The organism is Citrobacter sp. RHBSTW-00881 (assembly GCF_013728515.1).
Classification (GTDB): domain Bacteria; phylum Pseudomonadota; class Gammaproteobacteria; order Enterobacterales; family Enterobacteriaceae; genus Citrobacter; species Citrobacter braakii.
The window spans coordinates 1808024-1827053 of the sequence record NZ_CP056269.1 but is presented as its reverse complement, the minus strand read 5'-3'; the positions used below and the strand labels follow the sequence as shown (position 1 = coordinate 1827053).

Below are 19030 nucleotides of genomic sequence, written 5' to 3'. Positions count from 1 at the left end.
GAGTGGTAAACATCAACGTTAAATAAATAGCCGTTGAAAAACGCAAGAATAACAGAGTTATTGATGAATGGTTAAGATCCGCTGTGTTGAAATTAGTATCAGAGTATCCATCGGATTGTTATTATGAGCCAGCTAACTGACAGCACTTTTCATTCTTCAAAACCCGCCACAAGTTTTAGCCTCTTTTGTAGCCTGATGACCGGACATTGGCGCCCTGGAAAATTTTGGCATCAGCGTAGTTTCCGTCGTAAGTTTTTGTTGCGCTCAGCGCTTATGCCAAGATTAATGCATGAATGGATGACTGAACTGGCGCAGTGGCCTGATCTCGATAGCGTACTAGCGCGCCAGCCTCGTCTGCCGGTTCGCCTACATCGCGCCTATCTCGCACAAAACCTTGATCGGAAGATGAAACTGGATGCTGTGCGTTTTCATTACAATGCTATCCGCAGCTCTTTTTCAGCCACTGAATATAAAGCTTATTTAAGTGCGGATGGATTACAACTGGCAAAAATTGAAGGCAAAAATAGCGAAATATTTAGCGTAATACTGGGCTCATTTATCTCGCTGGATAAAGAAGGTGAAAGTACCATTCTGGTACGCAATAGCGCTGGCGAGACTTTAGCGGAAATGACGTTTACGCTGTGCAATTATCAAGGAAGCAGCACACTGTTTATTGGCGGGTTACAGGGAGGCAGTCGATTACTGCCACATGAAGAAATTCAAAAAGCGACCAAATCATGCTATGGAATTTTCCCTAAACGTATTGTGATGGAAGCCATTTGCTGTTTTGCAGAACAATTGAATATTAAACAAATTCTGGCTGTCAGCAATGAACAGCATATCTTTCGCAGCCCGCGTTACCACGATAAAAACAAGGTGATACTTTCCGACTACAACGCATTTTGGGAGTCGGTTGGCGGTGAGTGCGACAGTCACGGCTATTACCATATCCCACGCACAATGGCGCGAAAAAGCGAAGCGGACATTGCCAGCAAAAAACGCGCGGAATACCGCCGTCGCTACCAGTTACTGGACAGCATCCACTCGCAGCTGTCGTCGATGTTTCGCAACTAATCCGCTCTGCCGCGTGCCAACCACAGCACGCGGGAAAACATTTTTCGCAGCAGCGTCGGCACCGCGTCAACGCCGCGCCGCCCGGCTTCCATCGCCACCTCAATGGCTAAATCTGGTTTTGACGACCTGTGTATCGCCTTCGAGATAATTTTGCGCATATTCATGGGCACGTTTTCGGGGATTTGCGCCACCCTGTGGAATACGTCAGCGAACCCCTGGCGATACATAAAGTGTTCCATGTCCAGCGCGGGAAGCATGGTTAAATGATCGCGCTCTTCTTCTCTGTCGTTATTCAACAAACTCCGCACCGTAGCGGCATACTTTTTCCCGGCTTCATCACCATCAACCAGCACATGCCACTCGATACCCATCCGGCGGGCGAACTTAACCAGCGGCTTAAGGCCGGACTGGGCAAATTCAATGACTTTGATACCTTCCGCATCAAAGTGGTGCCCACACTGGCGGGCCAGTTCGTTAATGACCCAGGTTTCCGTTTCGCCTTCCACCAGCAGCCAACAGCGGGCAAACAACGACGATGCACGGTTAAAACGAATATGAAAGGCAATACGCCGACCATCTTCTGCGCTGATCCCACCTGGCCCAAGCCGCCAGGCGGCGACGCGGGAAGACTCACGCACCAGGCGGACAACATGTTCCACGGGGGTGAGGGACAGTAACTCACCTGAGTTGGTGGTCGCCACCCGTTGCAGCGGAAGCAAATTCAGCAGGTGCCAGGCAACCGACAGCATAATCGGATGTAAACGCGTTTCAGGATCTTCTACCAACAGTAACGGCCGGGCGTCTTTATCCAGCCTCAGCGTACCTTTGGCCTGTAACAGCGTCGAAAACAATCCCAACAAGATCACGCGGTGCGTGCGTCCGCCCGGTCTATCAATCATACGGTTGATAATATCCAGATAGCGCCAGCTACGTTGTTCGTTATTGGAACGTCGACGCATCAGACGATAGCGGGACTGACTGGAACCTTGCTCAGAAAAATAGTGTTCCAATAGCTGTACCATGGCCGATAACCCCTGACGTATCTGCCCATCTGTCAGGTTTTGCGGTCGGGTAGCCAGTTCACGTGCCAGAAAATCCAGTTGCCGCGCGGTCACTTCGACATCCGCCGAATCCGGCACCGTACCGTTACGGATCCGTCGCATAAAACGCGCGTCACGCAGGCGCAGTACTGGCATCAAACGCACGAGGTGCCGCGCCTGATCGTTAATGTCGTCGAGGGGAAGCTGATGGCCCTCGCCATCCAGAAAACTGCGTAACGTCAGAACGCTACCGTCGTCCGCACATTCACCTTCCAGTCGATAGAAAATGCGGTGATAGCCATCCTGACACAGCGTCCAGCTGGCTTCCAGAGGACGATACCTGCGCACGCGGTGGCGACCTGGTTGAGACTCACGAAACGTCAGGATGATATGCAGATGATGTTCCCGGCCTTGAATATCGCCCGGCGGGAACCAGAAATCTTCGCGGTCAAAGTGGTACAAATCAGTTTCCGGCGACAGCAACAGGGTTAAAGCATCCAGCAGACTGGACTTACCCCACGCGTTCTCCCCAATTAGCACGTTGCTTTGCTCCAGCATCAACGACAGACGGTTAATACCACGAAATCCAACAATCTCAACGCGTTCGAGAATCATATAGCCTCCGGAAATGCTAACTTTTTCCTTCAAGTTATCAGGAGTATAACGGCAAGCGGGCGCTCAGGACACCCGATATGATCAGGAGGTTAGTCGCAGAAATCAAAAAATATAAGAATATTCTTCTTATGTTTTCCCCGGAATATTATTTCAGAACTCAATCATCGCCGTTTTGCTAATTGAACTATGCTTCATTCATCCAATATTCAAAAAGGAATCACAACATATTGCCTTAAATCAAATTTTTTCATCAATTTAACTGGCGAAGGGATGATGTTTTTTTCTAAAATACCGGCTCTTTCATCATCGTCCCTTTTAGCGATGAATTACCGGGTAAGGAACACGAACCCGGAACTTTTAATTGAGGTGGTTATGTTCAGGAAATTAGCAGCCGAATTCTTCGGTACGTTTTGGCTCGTCTTTGGTGGGTGCGGTAGCGCAGTTCTGGCCGCAGCATTCCCGGAGTTGGGTATTGGATTTGCCGGTGTCGCGCTGGCATTTGGTTTGACCGTATTAACCATGGCATTCGCCGTAGGTCATATTTCCGGCGGACACTTTAACCCGGCGGTGACCTTCGGTTTATGGGCGGGCGGTCGCTTCCCGGCAAAAGACGTTATTGGTTATGTTATCGCTCAGGTTGTGGGCGGTATTGTTGCAGCAGCGGCACTGTATCTTATTGCCAGCGGTAAAGCTGGTTTTGACGCAACTGCCAGTGGTTTTGCCTCGAACGGCTTTGGTGAACATTCACCTGGCGGCTATTCAATGCTGTCTGCCGTCGTAATTGAAATTATTTTGACCGCTGGTTTCTTATTAGTGATCCACGGTGCGACCGATAAACATGCTCCGGCAGGTTTTGCACCCATTGCGATTGGTCTAGCGTTAACCCTGATCCACTTGATCAGTATTCCGGTTACCAACACCTCCGTTAACCCGGCACGTAGTACCGCTGTAGCCATCTTCCAGGGCGGCTGGGCATTACAGCAATTGTGGTTCTTCTGGGTTATGCCGATTATCGGTGGGGTCCTCGGCGGTCTTATTTACCGCACTCTGCTGGAAAAACGCGATTAATCGATAACAAAAAAGGCCTGGCGCAAGTCAGGTCTTTTTTTTCCCCGCTATATTTCCTTTTATTTGCAACTTTACTCCCTTCTTTGCATTGAGTAGTGTGTGCTGGCGCATTTCGTCTTACTCTCAGCAAGGATCTGGTTTTCATGTTTTCAGGGCTGTTAATCATTCTGGTTCCCCTTATTGTGGGCTACCTTATTCCGCTTCGGCACAGGGCTGCATTAAAACTCATCAATCGCCTGTTGAGCTGGATCGTCTACCTTATTCTCTTTTTTATGGGTATCAGCCTGGCGTTTCTGGATAATCTCGCCAGCAACCTGTTAGCCATTCTTCATTATTCTGCGGTCAGCGTGACGGTCATTTTGTTGTGTAATATCGCGGCGCTGTTCTGGCTGGAGCGTTCGCTGCCCTGGCGACATAACCACAAGCAAGAAAAGCTACCCTCGCGAATTGCGATGGCGCTTGAGTCGCTCCAGCTTTGTGGCGTCGTCGTCGTGGGTTTTCTGCTCGGCCTCACCGGTCTTCCTATTCTGCAGCACGCCACCGAAGCCAGCGAATATACGTTAATCTTTTTACTGTTCCTGGTCGGGATTCAACTGCGCAACAGCGGTATGACCTTAAAGCAAATTGTGCTGAATCGCCGGGGGATGATTGTTGCGGTGGTCGTCGTCGCCAGTTCGATGCTGGCAGGGGTTATTAATGCGTTGATCCTCGGCCTGCCGCTGAAAACCGCGCTGGCGATGGCATCAGGTTTTGGCTGGTATTCCCTGTCCGGTATTCTGTTAACCGAATCCTTCGGGCCAGTGATTGGTAGCGCCGCCTTCTTTAATGACCTGGCCCGCGAGCTGATTGCCATTATGTTGATTCCTGGAATGGTGGGCCGCAGCCGCTCAACCGCGCTGGGGCTATGTGGCGCGACATCAATGGATTTCACCTTACCGGTGCTCCAACGCAGCGGCGGTCTGGAGATGGTTCCGGCAGCCATCGTCCACGGCTTTATTCTGAGTCTGTTAGTGCCTTTGCTGATGGCGTTTTTCTCCGCCTGAAGTCAGGACAAATACCTCTCTGGCGGTAGTCATCTACCGCCAAAATTGCGCTAAATCAATCTCCCTGCAAGTTGTAGCAGAAATCCCTTTTATCCCTTCGCGCACAGGCATAACCTTAAACATGTATATTAAATATAACTTTAAAAGGTGTGACCATGTTTTGTGTGCAATGTGAACAAACCATCCGTACTCCGGCAGGAAACGGCTGCTCTTACGCGCAGGGTATGTGCGGTAAAACGGCTGAAACCTCCGATTTGCAGGATCTGCTGATTGCTTCCCTACAAGGTCTGTCTGCATGGGCTGTTAAGGCACGTGAATACGGCATCATCGACCATGAAGTTGATAACTTTGCGCCGCGTGCATTCTTCTCCACGCTGACCAACGTTAACTTCGATTCCCCGCGTATTGTTGGCTATGCCCGTGAAGCTATCGCCATGCGCGACGCCCTGAAAGCGCAATGCCTGAACATCGACGCGAACGCAGCGGTCGCTAACCCGATGGCCGATCTGCAACTGGTCAGCGACGATCTGGGCGACCTGCAACGTCAGGCCGCTGAATTTACCCCGAACAAAGACAAAGCAGCCATCGGCGAGAACATTCTCGGCCTGCGTCTGCTGTGCCTGTACGGCCTGAAAGGTGCGGCAGCTTACATGGAGCACGCGCACGTTCTCGGTCAGTACGACAACGACATCTACGCTCAGTACCACAAAATCATGGCATGGCTGGGAACCTGGCCTTCCGATATGAACGCTCTGCTGGAGTGCTCAATGGAAATCGGCCAGATGAACTTCAAAGTGATGAGCATTCTGGATGCTGGCGAAACCACTAAATACGGCCACCCGACGCCAACTCAGGTCAACGTCAAAGCAACCGAAGGTAAGTGCATCCTGATCTCCGGTCACGACCTGAAAGATCTGTACAACCTGCTGGAGCAGACCGAAGGTACCGGCGTTAACGTCTATACCCACGGTGAAATGCTGCCGGCGCACGGCTACCCGGAACTGCGTAAGTTCAAACACCTGATCGGTAACTACGGCAGCGGCTGGCAGAATCAGCAGGTTGAATTTGCCCGCTTCCCGGGCCCAATCGTAATGACCTCTAACTGCATCATCGACCCAACCGTTGGTGCCTACGATGACCGTATCTGGACTCGTAGCATCGTCGGTTGGCCGGGTGTAAGCCACCTCGAAGGCGACAACTTCGCTCCGGTAATTGCTCAGGCTCAGCAGATGGCGGGCTTCCCGTACAGCGAAATTCCGCACCTGATCACCGTTGGTTTCGGTCGTCAGACTCTGCTGGGCGCTGCTGATACCCTGATCGACCTGGTAAGCCGCGAAAAACTGCGTCACATCTTCCTGGTTGGCGGTTGTGATGGTGCACGTGGCGAACGTAACTACTTCACCGACTTCGCCACCAGCGTGCCGGACGACTGCCTGATCCTGACTCTGGCGTGCGGTAAATACCGTTTCAACAAACTGGAGTTCGGCGATATCGAAGGTCTGCCGCGTCTGGTCGATGCAGGTCAGTGTAACGATGCATACTCTGCCATCATCCTGGCGGTAACCCTGGCTGAGAAACTGGGCTGTGGCGTGAACGATCTGCCGCTGTCTCTGGTGCTCTCCTGGTTCGAACAGAAAGCGATTGTCATTCTGCTGACCCTGCTGTCTCTGGGTGTGAAAAACATCGTCACTGGCCCGACTGCGCCTGGCTTCTTCACGCAGGACCTGCTGGCAGTTCTCAACGAGAAGTTCGGTCTGCGTTCCGTGACCACCGTTGAAGAAGATATGAAGCAACTGCTGAGCGCGTAAGGAGTAAAGAATGACAATGCCAACTCATCAGTGCCCATGGCGGATGCAGGTTCATCACATCCATCAGGAAACGCCGGATGTATGGACAATTTCGTTGCTGTGCCACGACTATTATCCGTACCGCGCCGGGCAGTATGCACTGGTCAGCGTACGTAATTCAGCGGACACGCTGCGTGCTTACACCCTCTCTTCAACACCGGGCGTTAGCGAATACATCACGCTGACCATCCGCCGCATTGACGATGGCGCAGGCTCACAGTGGTTAACCCGCGACGTGAAGCGCGGCGACTATATCTGGCTGTCCGATGCAATGGGTGAATTCACCTGTGAAGATAAAGCGGAAGACAGGTTCCTGATGCTGGCCGCTGGCTGTGGCGTCACGCCAATCATGTCAATGCGTCGCTGGTTGGCAAAATACCGCCCACAGGCAGATGTGCAGGTGATCTTTAACGTTCGTTCACCGCAAGATGTCATTTTTGCCGACGAATGGCGCGAGTATCCGGTGACCTTAGTTGCTGAAAACAATGCCACTGAAGGTTTTGTTTCCGGCCGACTGACCACCGAACTGCTGCAAAGCGTACCGGACCTGGCTTCGCGCACCGTGATGACCTGCGGCCCGGCTCCGTATATGGATCTGGTCGAGAAAGAAGTCAACGCGCTGGGCGTGACACGCTTCTTTAAAGAGCAGTTCTTCACCCCGGTAGCTGAAGCCGCCACCAGCGGTCTGAAGTTCACCAAACTGCAGCCGGCAAAAGAGTTTTATGCGCCGGTAGGCAGTACGCTGCTGGAAGCGCTGGAAAGTAATAAAGTGCCGGTTGTCGCCGCATGCCGTGCGGGCGTTTGCGGCTGCTGCAAAACCAAAGTGGTTGACGGTAACTACACGGTCAGCAGCACCATGACGCTGACCGACGCAGAAATTGCTGAAGGTTATGTGCTGGCCTGCTCCTGTCATCCGCAGGGTGATTTAGTGCTGGCGTAATTGGCCGATATCTGATGTGCAAAAGGCTACCCGGTTATATCGGGTGGCCTTTTTTTATGCTGTCAGACGCTGCAAAATTCCGATTTTTTCACCCTCCCAGGCAAAATACCGTCTTCCTCTCGCGAATTATCGACCACACTTACCTGGCACAGGTTAAGCAAAACCCCGACTACCACGTCGAACTTTCTACAAAGGATCCCCATGAAAAAAGTGGCCATCGTCGGCGTAGGTCCCACCGGAATTTATACGTTTCATGCCCTCGTTGAGCGCGGTGAACCGCTGGAGATACAGCTTTATGAGCAAGCTGAGGAAGCTGGCGTAGGCATGCCTTATAACAGCGACAACAACGCAGACCACATGCTGGCCAATATAGCCAGCATTGAGATCCCGCCGATTTATATCAGTTATCTGACGTGGCTACAGAATCAAAGCGATGAATACCTGGCGCAGTTTCGGCTTGAACGTACATCTTTGCATGAGCGGCAATTTTTGCCCCGGGTGATCCTCGGCGACTATTATCGCGATCGTTTTTTAGCCATCGTCGATAAAGCGCAAAGATCCGGGTTCACAATTCGCGTATATGAATCGAGTAAAGTCACCGACCTGCAAGCAAACCCGACTGGGGTATCCCTGTGGATCAATCACGCGTCACAGCCCGTCGAAGTGGATTTCGCCGCTATCGCCAGCGGTCATCTGTGGCCAGAAACTGATGCTCAAGCACGCAAGTTTTTCCCTAGTCCGTGGACCGGCCTGATGGAGGCACAGATTAGCGCTTGCAGGGTGGGTATTCTGGGCACCTCGCTAAGCGCTATCGACGCGGCGATGGCCGTGGTCAGTCAGCATGGTACCTTCACCACCAATACCGACCGTTCACTGCAGTTCACGCGTAAACCCGACAGCCAAAACCTGAAGCTGACCCTTATGTCGCGCAGCGGTGTGCTGCCTGAAGCGGATTTTTACTGCCCTCTTCCCTATGAACCGCTGAATATCGCGACGCAAGAAGTGATTGAAGACGCCATTGCCGAGGGCCAAAACGGATTACTGGACCGCATCTTCCGGCTTATTGTGCAACAACTGCAAGACGCGGCCCCAGGGTGGTGCCAACAGGTAGCACTTGCAACGCTTAACGCCGACACATTCCCCGAGGTCTATTTTGCCGACAGGCTCAAGTATGACCCTTTTGACTGGGCGAGGCGTAACCTGGTGGAGGTTGAACGCAACAAGCAGGAACAACATACCGTCGCCTGGCGCTATACCTTATTGCGCCTACACGAAGTTATTGAAGAGATCGTTCCTCATCTTGATGCTCGCGACGAAAAACGTTTCAGGCACGGACTGGCGCGCGTCTTTATTGATAACTATGCGGCAATCCCGTCTGAATCTATCCGCCGATTGCTGGCTCTGCACGATGCCGGACTGATTGAGATCCTCGCACTCGGCAAAGATTATGAGCGTACGAATGAGCAGGAAAGGACGGTCATTTACCACCACGGTCAGCGCAGTGAATTTGATGTATTTATTGACGCCCGAGGACAACGGGCATTGCAGAGCAAAGATATTCCGTTCCCAACGCTACGCGATCAACTGCTGGCCTGTGGAGATGAGATCCCGGATATCGGCGAAGATTACACGCTGCAAGCACCGGAAAACGCCCGTAACCGCATCGCCTTTGGCGGATTGCCGTGGTTAATGCACGACCGTCCCTTTATTCAGGGACTGGTAGTTAGCGCTGAAATAGGTGCGGCGATGGCAAAGGCATTGACGCAACGTGCACTGAAACGTCGGCACAAACTGTGGAGCAGTGACGACATGGATTAGCGGCCAGACTTAATGGCGAGGCGGAGATAGGTTATCGCGCCCCCGCCTCTGTCTTGATTCTCGGATGGCAAACTATCGCCAGGCCGAGTTTCCGGCAACGGAGAAACGCCCCGCGCCCAAAAATGCCACGGCCAGAGCGCCGATGAAGAAATACACCAGACTTTCAATTGCCCATGCGCCGGTTTTATCCAGTGACCAGGTTTCACCCATCCCGACCATCAGCCATGCCACCACCATCGTAAACGCCAGCCCCAACGCCGCCGGACGCGTCAGGATCCCAAGAATAATCAGGCACGGTGCCACAACCTCTCCCAGCAGAACGCCATACGCAATAAAGCCAGGGAAACCTTTCGCTATCAGCATGCCACTGATGCCATCAATACCCGCGAACAGTTTATGCAGCCCATGAAACAGCATTAATCCCCCCACGGCAATACGTAACAAAAACTTGCCAAAATCTTCATGAGTCAGTACCCGGTTAACTGTATTTAATAGTTTTATAACCATTTGAATTTATTCCTTGTTTCACCATGTCCAATAACAAACTACGCTTAATACAGGCTTAATGAAACCTGCCGGAAATAAGAGGTAATGATAAGCATAACTATTATCTTCATCTAAACTTGTAACCGGTATCACATTAAAGGAGAAGGAAAACCATGAAACAAACGGTTGCCGCTTTTATTGCTAAAACACTCGAACAAGCTGGCGTTAAACGCATTTGGGGTGTGACGGGTGACTCGCTAAATGGCCTTAGTGACAGTCTGAATCGTATGGGAACGATTGACTGGATGCCAACCCGTCATGAAGAGGTTGCGGCCTTCGCCGCGGGAGCTGAAGCGCAGTTGACGGGAGAACTGGCCGTCTGCGCTGGCTCGTGTGGACCAGGCAACCTGCACCTGATTAACGGCCTGTTTGATTGCCACCGCAACCACGTCCCGGTACTGGCAATTGCTGCACACATTCCATCCAGTGAGATAGGCAGCGGTTATTTTCAGGAGACCCACCCGCAAGAGTTGTTTCGCGAATGTAGCCACTATTGCGAGCTGGTTTCCAGCCCTGAACAGATCCCACAAGTGCTGGCAATTGCCATGCGTAAAGCGGTGCTCAACCGCGGCGTCTCCGTGGTGGTATTACCCGGCGACGTTGCGCTGAAGCCAGCACCAGAAAGCGCCAGCACTCACTGGTATCATGCGCCGCTCCCGGTGGTCACTCCGGAAGAAGAAGAGCTCAGAAAACTAGCGCAACTGCTACGCTACTCCAGCAATATCGCCCTGATGTGCGGCAGCGGCTGCGCCGGTGCGCATAAAGAACTGGTTGAGTTTGCTGCTAAAATAAAAGCGCCGATTGTGCACGCCCTGCGTGGTAAAGAGCATGTTGAGTACGACAACCCTTACGACGTGGGCATGACCGGGCTAATTGGCTTTTCATCCGGCTTCCATACCATGATGAATGCCGACACGCTGATCCTGCTCGGTACCCAGTTCCCCTATCGCCCGTTCTACCCCACCGACGCCAAGATTATTCAGATTGATATCAATCCGGCGAGCATTGGCGCGCACAGTAAAGTTGAGATGGCGCTGGTAGGCGATATTAAATCCACACTCCGCACCCTGCTGCCGCTGGTGGAAGAAAAAACCGATCGGCAGTTCCTGGATAAAGCGCTGGAACACTATCGTGAGGCGCGTAAAGGGCTGGATGATTTAGCCAAACCCAGCGATAAAGCCATTCATCCGCAGTATCTGGCGCAGCAGATCAGCCATTTTGCCGCTGACGACGCCATCTTCACCTGCGACGTTGGCACGCCAACGGTGTGGGCGGCACGTTATCTGAAAATGAACGGTAAACGCCGTCTGATCGGTTCGTTTAACCACGGGTCGATGGCTAATGCCATGCCGCAGGCGCTCGGCGCACAAGCGACCGAACCGGGACGTCAGGTTGTCGCAATGTGCGGTGACGGCGGTTTTAGCATGCTGATGGGCGACTTTCTGTCGGTTGTGCAAATGAAGCTGCCGGTGAAGATTATTGTCTTCAACAACAGCGTGTTGGGGTTTGTGGCGATGGAGATGAAAGCTGGCGGTTATCTGACCGACGGCACCGAACTGCACGATACAAATTTCGCACGGATTGCCGAGGCTTGCGGCATCACGGGCATTCGCGTGGAGAAATCCTCAGAGGTTGATGAAGCGCTGCAAAGGGCGATGTCGATTGACGGTCCGGTGCTGGTCGATGTGGTCGTAGCGAAAGAAGAACTGGCGATCCCGCCGCAGATCAAACTCGAACAAGCTAAAGGTTTTAGCCTGTATATGCTACGCGCAATCATCAGCGGGCGCGGTGATGAAGTGATCGAACTGGCGAAAACTAACTGGCTCAGGTAAAACAGAGGGCATTACCTCACTTAAAAAGGAATGCCCGTGATTGATTTACGCAGTGATACCGTCACCCGACCAAGTCGCGCCATGCTCGAAGAGATGATGGCCGCCCCGGTCGGGGACGACGTCTACGGTGATGACCCTACCGTTAATGCCCTCCAGCAATACGCAGCCGAGCTTTCTGGCAAAGAAGCCGCAATTTTCTTACCCACAGGCACTCAGGCGAACCTGGTGGCTCTCCTCAGCCATTGTCAGCGCGGCGAAGAGTATATCGCCGGTCAGGGCGCACATAACTATCTCTACGAAGCGGGTGGCGCAGCGGTACTCGGCAGCATTCAACCGCAACCTATCGACGCCATGCCGGATGGCTCTTTGCCGCTGGACAAAGTGGCGGCAAAAATCAAAGCGGACGATATCCATTTTGCCCGCACGCGTCTGCTCAGCCTGGAAAACACCCACAACGGCAAAGTGCTACCACGCGAGTATCTGAAAGAGGCCTGGGAATTTACCCGTGAGCGCAATCTTGCGCTGCATGTCGACGGCGCGCGTATTTTTAACGCCATCGTCGCCTATGGCTGTGAGTTAAAAGATGTCACGCAATACTGCGATTCGTTCACCATTTGTCTCTCCAAAGGTTTAGGAACGCCGGTAGGCTCACTGCTGGTCGGCAGCCACGAGTACATCAAGCGCGCCATTCGTTGGCGTAAAATGACCGGTGGCGGAATGCGTCAGGCCGGTATTCTGGCGGCGGCCGGACTGTATGCGCTGAAAAATAACGTGTCGCGCTTACAAGAAGACCATGACAACGCCGCCTGGATGGCGGAACAACTGCGCGAAGCAGGAGCGGACGTCATGCGCTACGACACCAACATGCTGTTTGTCCGCGTTGGCGAAGAACACGCTGCGGCACTGGGCGAGTACATGAAAGCGCAAGGCGTGCTGATTAACGCCTCGCCGATTGTGCGTCTGGTGATGCATCTGGACGTATCGCGTGAACAGCTTGCTGAAGTCGTCGCCCACTGGCGCGCTTTTTTAACCCGCTAAGGAGATGGGCGTGCCGCAACGGATTTTGGTTCTTGGCGCCAGTGGCTACATTGGTCAGCATCTGGTACAGGCGCTCAGTCAGCAAGGGCATCAGGTGCTGGCTGCGGCACGCCGCATCGAGCGGCTGGAAAAGCAGCAGTTGGCCAACGTCAGTTGCCATAAGGTCGATTTGAATTGGCCAGATAACCTAACGCCGCTGATGACCGGCGTTGATACGGTCTATTACCTGGTCCATGGCATGGGAGAAGGCGGTGATTTTATCGCCCATGAGCGCCAGGTAGCAATGAACGTGCGCGATGCGCTACGTGATACGCCAGTCAAACAGCTTATTTTCCTGAGCTCATTACAAGCTCCCCGGCATGAACAATCCGATCATCTGCGTGCGCGACAGATAACCGCGGACACCCTGCGCGAATCAGGCGTGCCAATGACCGAATTACGCGCTGGTATTATCGTAGGGGCAGGTTCTGCCGCCTTTGAAGTGATGCGCGACATGGTCTACAACCTGCCGGTACTCACCCCTCCGCGCTGGGTGCGCTCGCGTACCACGCCTATCGCGCTGGAGAATTTAATGTACTACCTGGTGGCGTTGTTGGATCATCCTACACGCCAACACCGCGTGCTCGAAGCCGCCGGGCCGCAGGTATTGAGCTATCAGGAGCAGTTCGAGCATTTTATGGCGGTCAGCGGTAAACATCGCCTGCTCATCCCTGTCCCCTTTCCTACCCGCTGGATTTCGGTCTGGTTTTTGAACGTCATAACGTCAGTGCCGCCGACCACGGCCAAAGCGCTGATACAGGGGTTAAAACACGACCTGCTGGCCGATGACACCGAATTACGCACGCTGATCCCGCAAAAGCTGATTGCCTTTGATGACGCGGTGCGCAGCACGTTGAAAGAAGAAGAGAAGCTGGTTAATTCCAGCGACTGGGGTTACGACGCGCAGGCATTTGCCCGCTGGCGCCCCGAATATGGCTATTTCGCTAAACAAGCTGGCTTTAGCGTTGAAACCTCCGCCAGTCGGCAGGCGCTGTGGCAAGTGGTGAATCGCCTCGGCGGCAAAGAAGGCTATTTCTTTGGCAATATTTTATGGAAAACGCGCGCGGCGTTGGACCTGCTGGTCGGCCATAAGCTGGCGAAAGGCAGACCGCAACACTCTCTGTTGCAGGTTGGCGATACCGTTGATAGCTGGAAAGTTATCATCGTTGAGCCAGAAAAACAGCTGACGCTGCTGTTTGGGATGAAAGCGCCAGGATTGGGTCGACTGAGCTTCACGCTGGAAGATAAAGGCGACCACCGACGCATTGATGTCCGCGCCTGGTGGCATCCGCACGGCATGCCAGGCCTCTTCTATTGGCTGCTGATGATCCCGGCGCATCTGTTCATTTTCAGAGGGATGGCGAAGCGTATTGCTAAACTTGCAGAACAAATCACAGACTCATGATAAAAAGAGCCTGTATTCTTTCATGTTTCCCATTGCATACAGACGAAATTCACGGAAGAATGCGCACGACGTTTTTTAAACACAGTGGATTGATATGAAGGTACTGGTTACCGGAGCCACCAGCGGCTTAGGCCGAAACGCGGTTGAGTTTTTATGCAGCAAAGGCGTCAGCGTCAGAGCTACCGGTCGCAACGAAGCGATGGGCAAGCTGCTGGAGAAAATGGGCGCAGAGTTTGTGCATGCCGATTTGACCGAGCTGGTCTCTTCGCAGGCAAAAGTGATGCTCGCCGGTATCGATACGCTGTGGCACTGCTCCAGTTTTACCTCACCATGGGGAACTCAGGAAGCCTTCGATCTGGCCAACGTTCGCGCAACCCGCCGTCTGGGCGAGTGGGCCGTGGCCTGGGGCGTTCGTAACTTCATTCATATCTCATCACCGTCGCTCTATTTTGATTATCACCACCATCGCGATATCAAAGAGGACTTCCGCCCCCAACGCTTCGCCAATGAATTCGCCCGCAGTAAAGCGGCTGGCGAAGATGTGATTGCGTTGCTGACACAGGCCAACCCGCAAACCCGTTTTACGGTATTGCGTCCGCAAAGCTTGTTCGGACCACACGATAAAGTCTTTATCCCGCGCCTGGCCCATATGATGTACCACTACGGCAGCATTCTGTTGCCGCACGGCGGAAGTGCGCTGGTGGATATGACCTACTACGAGAATGCGGTGCACGCGATGTGGCTGGCAAGTCAGCAAGCCTGCGATAATCTGCCGTCGGGTCGCGCGTACAACATTACCAACGGCGAGCATCGCACCCTGCGCAGTATTGTGCAGAAACTCATCGACGAGCTAAATATTGATTGCCGTATCCGCTCCGTACCCTACCCGATGCTGGACATGATTGCCCGCAGCATGGAGCGGTTAGGCAATAAATCGGCGAAAGAGCCAAAGCTTACGCATTACGGCGTCTCGAAGCTGAATTTTGACTTTACGCTGGATACCACCCGCGCTCAGGAAGAATTAGGTTATCAGCCCGTTGTGACGCTGGATGAAGGGATTGAGCGTACCGCGGCCTGGCTGCGTGACCACGGCAAGCTGCCGCGTTAACCTTGCCCGTATTTCTCCAGTAACGCTTCGGCAATCGCCTGAGTTTCTGCATCCGCCACGCCGTTCCACAACGTCGGGCGGAAGTGCATCTGGAAGGCCATAATCACCCGCCGCTGTTCACGCGGCGTCATTTCAGGTTTTACCTCATAACCATAGCGCGACAGCAGATCGAGCAATGATGAGGTTTCTACCGGTGCATCGGGCGCTCGCCCGGCAAGATAAAACACCACTCGCTGAGCATCCGGCCACGCGCCAATTCCTTGCGCAGCCAGTTCTTCCCATGGAAACAGCGGACCTGGATCGTCCTTGCGCTGCGGTGCGACATCCGCATGGGCCACCACGTTCTGTGGTTTTATGTCATAACGGGCAATAATATCTTTCGCCAAGGGGATTAACGCCTGAATTTGCGCGGGTTCAAACGGCGCAAAATACTTGCTGCCCGCCGATTTTTGCCAGCCGCGGTTTTCCAGCTCAATGCCGATCGAGGTATCGTTAATTCGCGTAGCGCCGCGCCAAAAGCTAATCCCCGCATGCCAGGCCAGATCTTTTTCCGGCACCAGTTGCCAGATACGCGGTTTGCCATGGTAGAGCGGCGGCACTGCCGGGATCAGATAGTGCGAGCTGACGTTTTTATCGGTCAGCGTAGCCAGAGAAGAGTCGAAATCATCGGCCGTGTAATGGATAACCAGCACTTTAATGCGCGGGTAAGCAGCCTGTGCCTGACGACGGGTATCTAACTGATACCCGTCTTTGTCGACAATCCCTTTTTCGCCAGCACATCCTACCAGCAGCAGTGTTAATGCCAGCAGAGACAACAAACGCTTCATCGGCGAGTTTTCACCGCGGTGCCGCTGACGCTCACCATCAGCATGCTACCGTCTTTGCCCACGGTTTCGTAATCGATATCGATACCGACTACCGCATCAGCACCGAGCGCTTTTGCCTGTTCACCAAGCTCCTGAAAAGCAATTTCACGCGCTTTACGCAGCTCTTTTTCATACGCGCCGGAGCGACCGCCGACGATATCGCGAATGCCGGCGAAGAAATCGCGGAAGATATTCGCGCCTAAAATGGCTTCGCCAGTCACAACACCGCAGTATTCCACGATGCTCTGCCCTTCCAGCGTAGGGGTAGTCGAAAACTGCATGGTTAATCTCCTTTTTGCGCTAAGAGCACGATCTCAAAAGCATTATCGAACCGATCCACTATCATTGAAAGGATATATTCTTTACACAAAATAATTCGAGTTGCAGGAAGGCGGCAAGAGAGTGAATCCCCAGGAGCATAGATAACTATGTGACTAGGGTGAACGCACGTAGCCAACGCACAAGCAACTTGAAGTATGACATGTAAATCAACGTAGAACACTAATAGTAGAAAGCTAATAAGGAAATCATTATGCGCTACTCGAAACTCTCTCTGCTGGTTCCATGTGCACTACTTCTCAGCGCCTGTACTACCGTAACGCCGGCCTACAAAGATAACGGCACGCGTAGCGGCTCTTGCGTAGAAGGCGGGCCAGACAGCGTGGCTCAACAATTCTATGATTACCGTATTCAGCACCGAAACAATGACATTACTCCCCTTCGTCCGTACCTCAGCGACAACCTGGCGAAACTGCTGAACGATGCCAGCCGTGATAACGCGCATCGCGATCTGTTTAACAGCGATCCGTTCTCTAGTCGCGCCACGTTACCGGACAGTGCCAGCGTCGCCAGCGCATCGACCATTCCGAATAGTGATGCACGCAACATTCCGCTGCGCGTAGAACTTAAACAGGGTGACCAAAGCTGGCGTGATGAAGTGCTGATGATCCGCGAAGGCCAGTGCTGGGTAATTGACGATGTCCGCTATCTGGGCGGCAGCGTACACGCGCCAGCCGGGACGCTGCGCCAGTCTGTCGAAAACCGCTAACCGCCCCATTCACCCGCCTGAATCATAACCCCCATAAATTGTCTGGCATTCTGCATAGAATGCCGACAATTATTCTTGCCCACTGGTGGCCCCGCTATTTTGTGCTATGTTTAGATAAGAATGCGGTTTGCATTTAACTTTTAACGCATAAATATTGCATAACTATTCTGTCAAAGGTAGTATCTGCGGCTTCAATAGCTATCAGACTGCCAGTATCGAGTGTCAATGAGTATTCAATTAAACGGCATTAACTGCTTCTACGGCGCACATCAGGCGCTGTTCGATATCACGCTGGATTGCCCTCAGGGTGAAACACTGGTGTTACTTGGCCCAAGTGGAGCCGGGAAAAGCTCGCTGCTGCGCGTACTCAACCTGCTTGAGATGCCGCGCTCGGGCACGCTCTCTATTGCGGGTAACCGTTTCGACTTCACGAAGACCCCGTCAGACAAAGCCATTCGGGAGCTGCGTCAGAACGTGGGCATGGTCTTCCAGCAATACAACCTTTGGCCGCATCTCACGGTTGTGCAGAATCTGATTGAAGCGCCCTGCCGCGTACTGGGTCTGACAAAAGATCAAGCGCTGGCACGCGCCGAAAAATTGCTGGAACGTCTGCGCCTGAAGCCGTACAGCGATCGCTACCCACTGCATCTCTCCGGCGGCCAGCAACAGCGTGTGGCCATTGCCCGCGCGTTGATGATGGAGCCGCAGGTGCTGCTGTTTGATGAACCTACTGCAGCGCTTGATCCGGAAATTACTGCCCAAATCGTCAGCATCATTCGTGAACTGGCGGAAACCAACATTACTCAGGTGATCGTCACCCACGAAGTGGAAGTTGCACGTAAAACGGCCAGCCGTGTGGTGTATATGGAAAACGGTCATATCGTCGAGTTTGGGGATGCGAGCTGCTTTGCCAACCCGCAAACCGAAGCGTTTAAAAACTATCTCTCTCACTAAGATTCGGGACAATACAATGAAAAAAGTTCTGATTGCCGCGCTAATCGCAGGTTTTAGCCTTTCCGCTACCGCAGCCCAAACCATTCGTTTCGCCACCGAAGCGTCCTATCCTCCGTTTGAATCTATTGATGCGAATAACAAAATCGTAGGGTTTGACGTTGATCTGGCGAATGCGCTGTGTAAAGAGATTGACGCGACCTGTACCTTCACCAATCAGGCCTTCGACAGCCTGATCCCGAGCCTGAAATTCCGTCGTTTTGACGCGGTGATGGCCGGTATGGACATCACGCCAGAGCGTGAAAAACAGGTTCTGTTCACCACCCCGTATTACGACAACTCTGCCCTGTTTGTTGGCCAACAGGGTAAATACACCAGCATTGACCAGTTGAAAGGCAAAAAAGTCGGTGTACAAAACGGTACTACGCACCAGAAATTCATCATGGATAAACATCCGGAAGTGACCACCGTACCGTATGACAGCTACCAGAATGCCAAACTCGATCTGCAAAATGGTCGTATTGACGGCGTATTTGGTGATACCGCAGTGGTGACCGAATGGCTGAAAGACAATCCAAAGCTGGCCGCTGTTGGCGACAAAGTGACGGATAAAGATTACTTCGGTACGGGTCTGGGCATCGCTGTGCGCCAGGGCAATACCGAGCTGCAGCAGAAATTTAACGCTGCGCTGGAAAAAGTGAAGAAAGATGGGACTTACGAGACCATCTACAACAAATGGTTCCAGAAGTAAT

Annotated in this window: 17 protein-coding genes; 13 read left to right on the top strand and 4 right to left on the bottom strand. The window is 52.9% G+C overall.

Annotated elements, in window-relative coordinates:
* Positions 1–123: 123 nt before the first annotated feature.
* Positions 124–1074, top strand: coding sequence for a VirK/YbjX family protein (locus tag HV311_RS08610; RefSeq protein ID WP_191220972.1), 951 nt, complete (start codon positions 124–126; stop codon positions 1072–1074).
* On the opposite strand, the gene HV311_RS08605 is transcribed toward HV311_RS08610, so the two are convergent.
* On the bottom strand, positions 1071–2729 hold the full coding sequence (locus tag HV311_RS08605) for an ATP-dependent endonuclease (protein ID WP_016153655.1): 1659 nt from the start codon (positions 2727–2729) through the stop codon (positions 1071–1073). The genes HV311_RS08610 and HV311_RS08605 overlap by 4 nt on opposite strands.
* Positions 2730–3101: 372 nt before the next feature.
* On the opposite strand from HV311_RS08605, the gene aqpZ reads away from it, so the two are divergent.
* The 5 genes from aqpZ to HV311_RS08580 all read left to right on the top strand — a co-directional run bounded on the left by aqpZ (position 3102) and on the right by HV311_RS08580 (position 9445).
* On the top strand, positions 3102–3797 hold the full coding sequence (gene aqpZ / locus HV311_RS08600) for an aquaporin Z (protein WP_003840208.1): 696 nt from the start codon (positions 3102–3104) through the stop codon (positions 3795–3797).
* A 143-nt stretch (positions 3798–3940) separates the two neighbouring features.
* Complete coding sequence (locus HV311_RS08595) at positions 3941–4840, top strand: lysine exporter LysO family protein (RefSeq protein ID WP_016153656.1); 900 nt, start codon at positions 3941–3943, stop codon at positions 4838–4840.
* Positions 4841–4995: 155 nt separating this feature from the next.
* Positions 4996–6648: a hydroxylamine reductase gene (gene hcp / locus HV311_RS08590; protein WP_191220971.1), complete on the top strand. Its 1653-nt coding sequence runs from the start codon at positions 4996–4998 to the stop codon at positions 6646–6648.
* A gap of 10 nt (positions 6649–6658) precedes the next feature.
* Positions 6659–7627, top strand: coding sequence for an NADH oxidoreductase (hcr, locus tag HV311_RS08585; RefSeq protein WP_047414009.1), 969 nt, complete (start codon positions 6659–6661; stop codon positions 7625–7627).
* 201 nt (positions 7628–7828) lie between these two features.
* Entirely contained in the window at positions 7829–9445 is a 1617-nt protein-coding gene (locus HV311_RS08580; protein WP_191220970.1) for an FAD-NAD(P)-binding protein, read from the top strand.
* A 72-nt stretch (positions 9446–9517) separates the two neighbouring features.
* Here the strand turns inward: HV311_RS08580 and HV311_RS08575 are convergent, their stop codons facing one another.
* Positions 9518–9952: a DoxX family protein gene (locus HV311_RS08575; RefSeq protein ID WP_016156945.1), complete on the bottom strand. Its 435-nt coding sequence runs from the start codon at positions 9950–9952 to the stop codon at positions 9518–9520.
* A 152-nt stretch (positions 9953–10104) separates the two neighbouring features.
* On the opposite strand from HV311_RS08575, the gene poxB reads away from it, so the two are divergent.
* The 4 genes from poxB to HV311_RS08555 all read left to right on the top strand — a co-directional run bounded on the left by poxB (position 10105) and on the right by HV311_RS08555 (position 15413).
* Positions 10105–11823 carry a ubiquinone-dependent pyruvate dehydrogenase gene (gene poxB / locus HV311_RS08570; protein ID WP_191220969.1) on the top strand — a complete coding sequence of 573 codons (1719 nt, stop codon included), beginning with the start codon at positions 10105–10107 and terminating at the stop codon, positions 11821–11823.
* A 36-nt stretch (positions 11824–11859) separates the two neighbouring features.
* The gene (gene ltaE / locus HV311_RS08565) at positions 11860–12861 is read left to right on the top strand and encodes a low-specificity L-threonine aldolase (RefSeq protein ID WP_191220968.1); all 1002 of its coding nucleotides are present in this window, start codon (positions 11860–11862) and stop codon (positions 12859–12861) included.
* 10 nt (positions 12862–12871) lie between these two features.
* Positions 12872–14305, top strand: coding sequence for an SDR family oxidoreductase (locus HV311_RS08560; protein ID WP_191220967.1), 1434 nt, complete (start codon positions 12872–12874; stop codon positions 14303–14305).
* Between the two features lie 94 nt (positions 14306–14399).
* Positions 14400–15413, top strand: coding sequence for an NAD-dependent epimerase/dehydratase family protein (locus HV311_RS08555; protein ID WP_016153664.1), 1014 nt, complete (start codon positions 14400–14402; stop codon positions 15411–15413).
* Here the strand turns inward: HV311_RS08555 and HV311_RS08550 are convergent.
* On the bottom strand, positions 15410–16240 hold the full coding sequence (locus HV311_RS08550; protein WP_191220966.1) for an N-acetylmuramoyl-L-alanine amidase: 831 nt from the start codon (positions 16238–16240) through the stop codon (positions 15410–15412). The genes HV311_RS08555 and HV311_RS08550 overlap by 4 nt on opposite strands.
* Positions 16237–16560: a heavy metal-binding domain-containing protein gene (locus HV311_RS08545; protein ID WP_001160725.1), complete on the bottom strand. Its 324-nt coding sequence runs from the start codon at positions 16558–16560 to the stop codon at positions 16237–16239. Before HV311_RS08545 ends, HV311_RS08550 begins: the two co-directional genes overlap by 4 nt.
* A gap of 251 nt (positions 16561–16811) precedes the next feature.
* Between HV311_RS08545 and HV311_RS08540 the strand changes: the two genes are divergently transcribed.
* The 3 genes from HV311_RS08540 (at position 16812) to artI (ending at position 19029) form a co-directional block, all read left to right on the top strand.
* Positions 16812–17327: a lipoprotein gene (locus tag HV311_RS08540; RefSeq protein ID WP_019077200.1), complete on the top strand. Its 516-nt coding sequence runs from the start codon at positions 16812–16814 to the stop codon at positions 17325–17327.
* 225 nt (positions 17328–17552) lie between these two features.
* Complete coding sequence (gene artP, locus HV311_RS08535) at positions 17553–18281, top strand: arginine ABC transporter ATP-binding protein ArtP (RefSeq protein ID WP_016156950.1); 729 nt, start codon at positions 17553–17555, stop codon at positions 18279–18281.
* 16 nt (positions 18282–18297) lie between these two features.
* Entirely contained in the window at positions 18298–19029 is a 732-nt protein-coding gene (gene artI / locus HV311_RS08530; protein ID WP_003027298.1) for an arginine ABC transporter substrate-binding protein ArtI, read from the top strand.
* Position 19030 lies beyond the last annotated feature (1 nt).

What these genes read in the sequence shown, in the direction of transcription:
- HV311_RS08605 (WP_016153655.1), bottom strand. Translation starts at nt 2,729, where the DNA reads ATGATTCTCGAACGCGTTGAGATTGTTGGATTTCGTGGTATTAACCGT.
- HV311_RS08550 (WP_191220966.1), bottom strand. Translation starts at nt 16,240, where the DNA reads ATGAAGCGTTTGTTGTCTCTGCTGGCATTAACACTGCTGCTGGTAGGA.
- HV311_RS08580 (WP_191220970.1), top strand. Translation starts at nt 7,829, where the DNA reads ATGAAAAAAGTGGCCATCGTCGGCGTAGGTCCCACCGGAATTTATACG.
- HV311_RS08595 (WP_016153656.1), top strand. Translation starts at nt 3,941, where the DNA reads ATGTTTTCAGGGCTGTTAATCATTCTGGTTCCCCTTATTGTGGGCTAC.
- artP (WP_016156950.1), top strand. Translation starts at nt 17,553, where the DNA reads ATGAGTATTCAATTAAACGGCATTAACTGCTTCTACGGCGCACATCAG.
- HV311_RS08575 (WP_016156945.1), bottom strand. Translation starts at nt 9,952, where the DNA reads ATGGTTATAAAACTATTAAATACAGTTAACCGGGTACTGACTCATGAA.
- HV311_RS08540 (WP_019077200.1), top strand. Translation starts at nt 16,812, where the DNA reads ATGCGCTACTCGAAACTCTCTCTGCTGGTTCCATGTGCACTACTTCTC.
- HV311_RS08555 (WP_016153664.1), top strand. Translation starts at nt 14,400, where the DNA reads ATGAAGGTACTGGTTACCGGAGCCACCAGCGGCTTAGGCCGAAACGCG.
- poxB (WP_191220969.1), top strand. Translation starts at nt 10,105, where the DNA reads ATGAAACAAACGGTTGCCGCTTTTATTGCTAAAACACTCGAACAAGCT.
- HV311_RS08545 (WP_001160725.1), bottom strand. Translation starts at nt 16,560, where the DNA reads ATGCAGTTTTCGACTACCCCTACGCTGGAAGGGCAGAGCATCGTGGAA.
- artI (WP_003027298.1), top strand. Translation starts at nt 18,298, where the DNA reads ATGAAAAAAGTTCTGATTGCCGCGCTAATCGCAGGTTTTAGCCTTTCC.
- aqpZ (WP_003840208.1), top strand. Translation starts at nt 3,102, where the DNA reads ATGTTCAGGAAATTAGCAGCCGAATTCTTCGGTACGTTTTGGCTCGTC.
- HV311_RS08610 (WP_191220972.1), top strand. Translation starts at nt 124, where the DNA reads ATGAGCCAGCTAACTGACAGCACTTTTCATTCTTCAAAACCCGCCACA.
- hcp (WP_191220971.1), top strand. Translation starts at nt 4,996, where the DNA reads ATGTTTTGTGTGCAATGTGAACAAACCATCCGTACTCCGGCAGGAAAC.
- hcr (WP_047414009.1), top strand. Translation starts at nt 6,659, where the DNA reads ATGACAATGCCAACTCATCAGTGCCCATGGCGGATGCAGGTTCATCAC.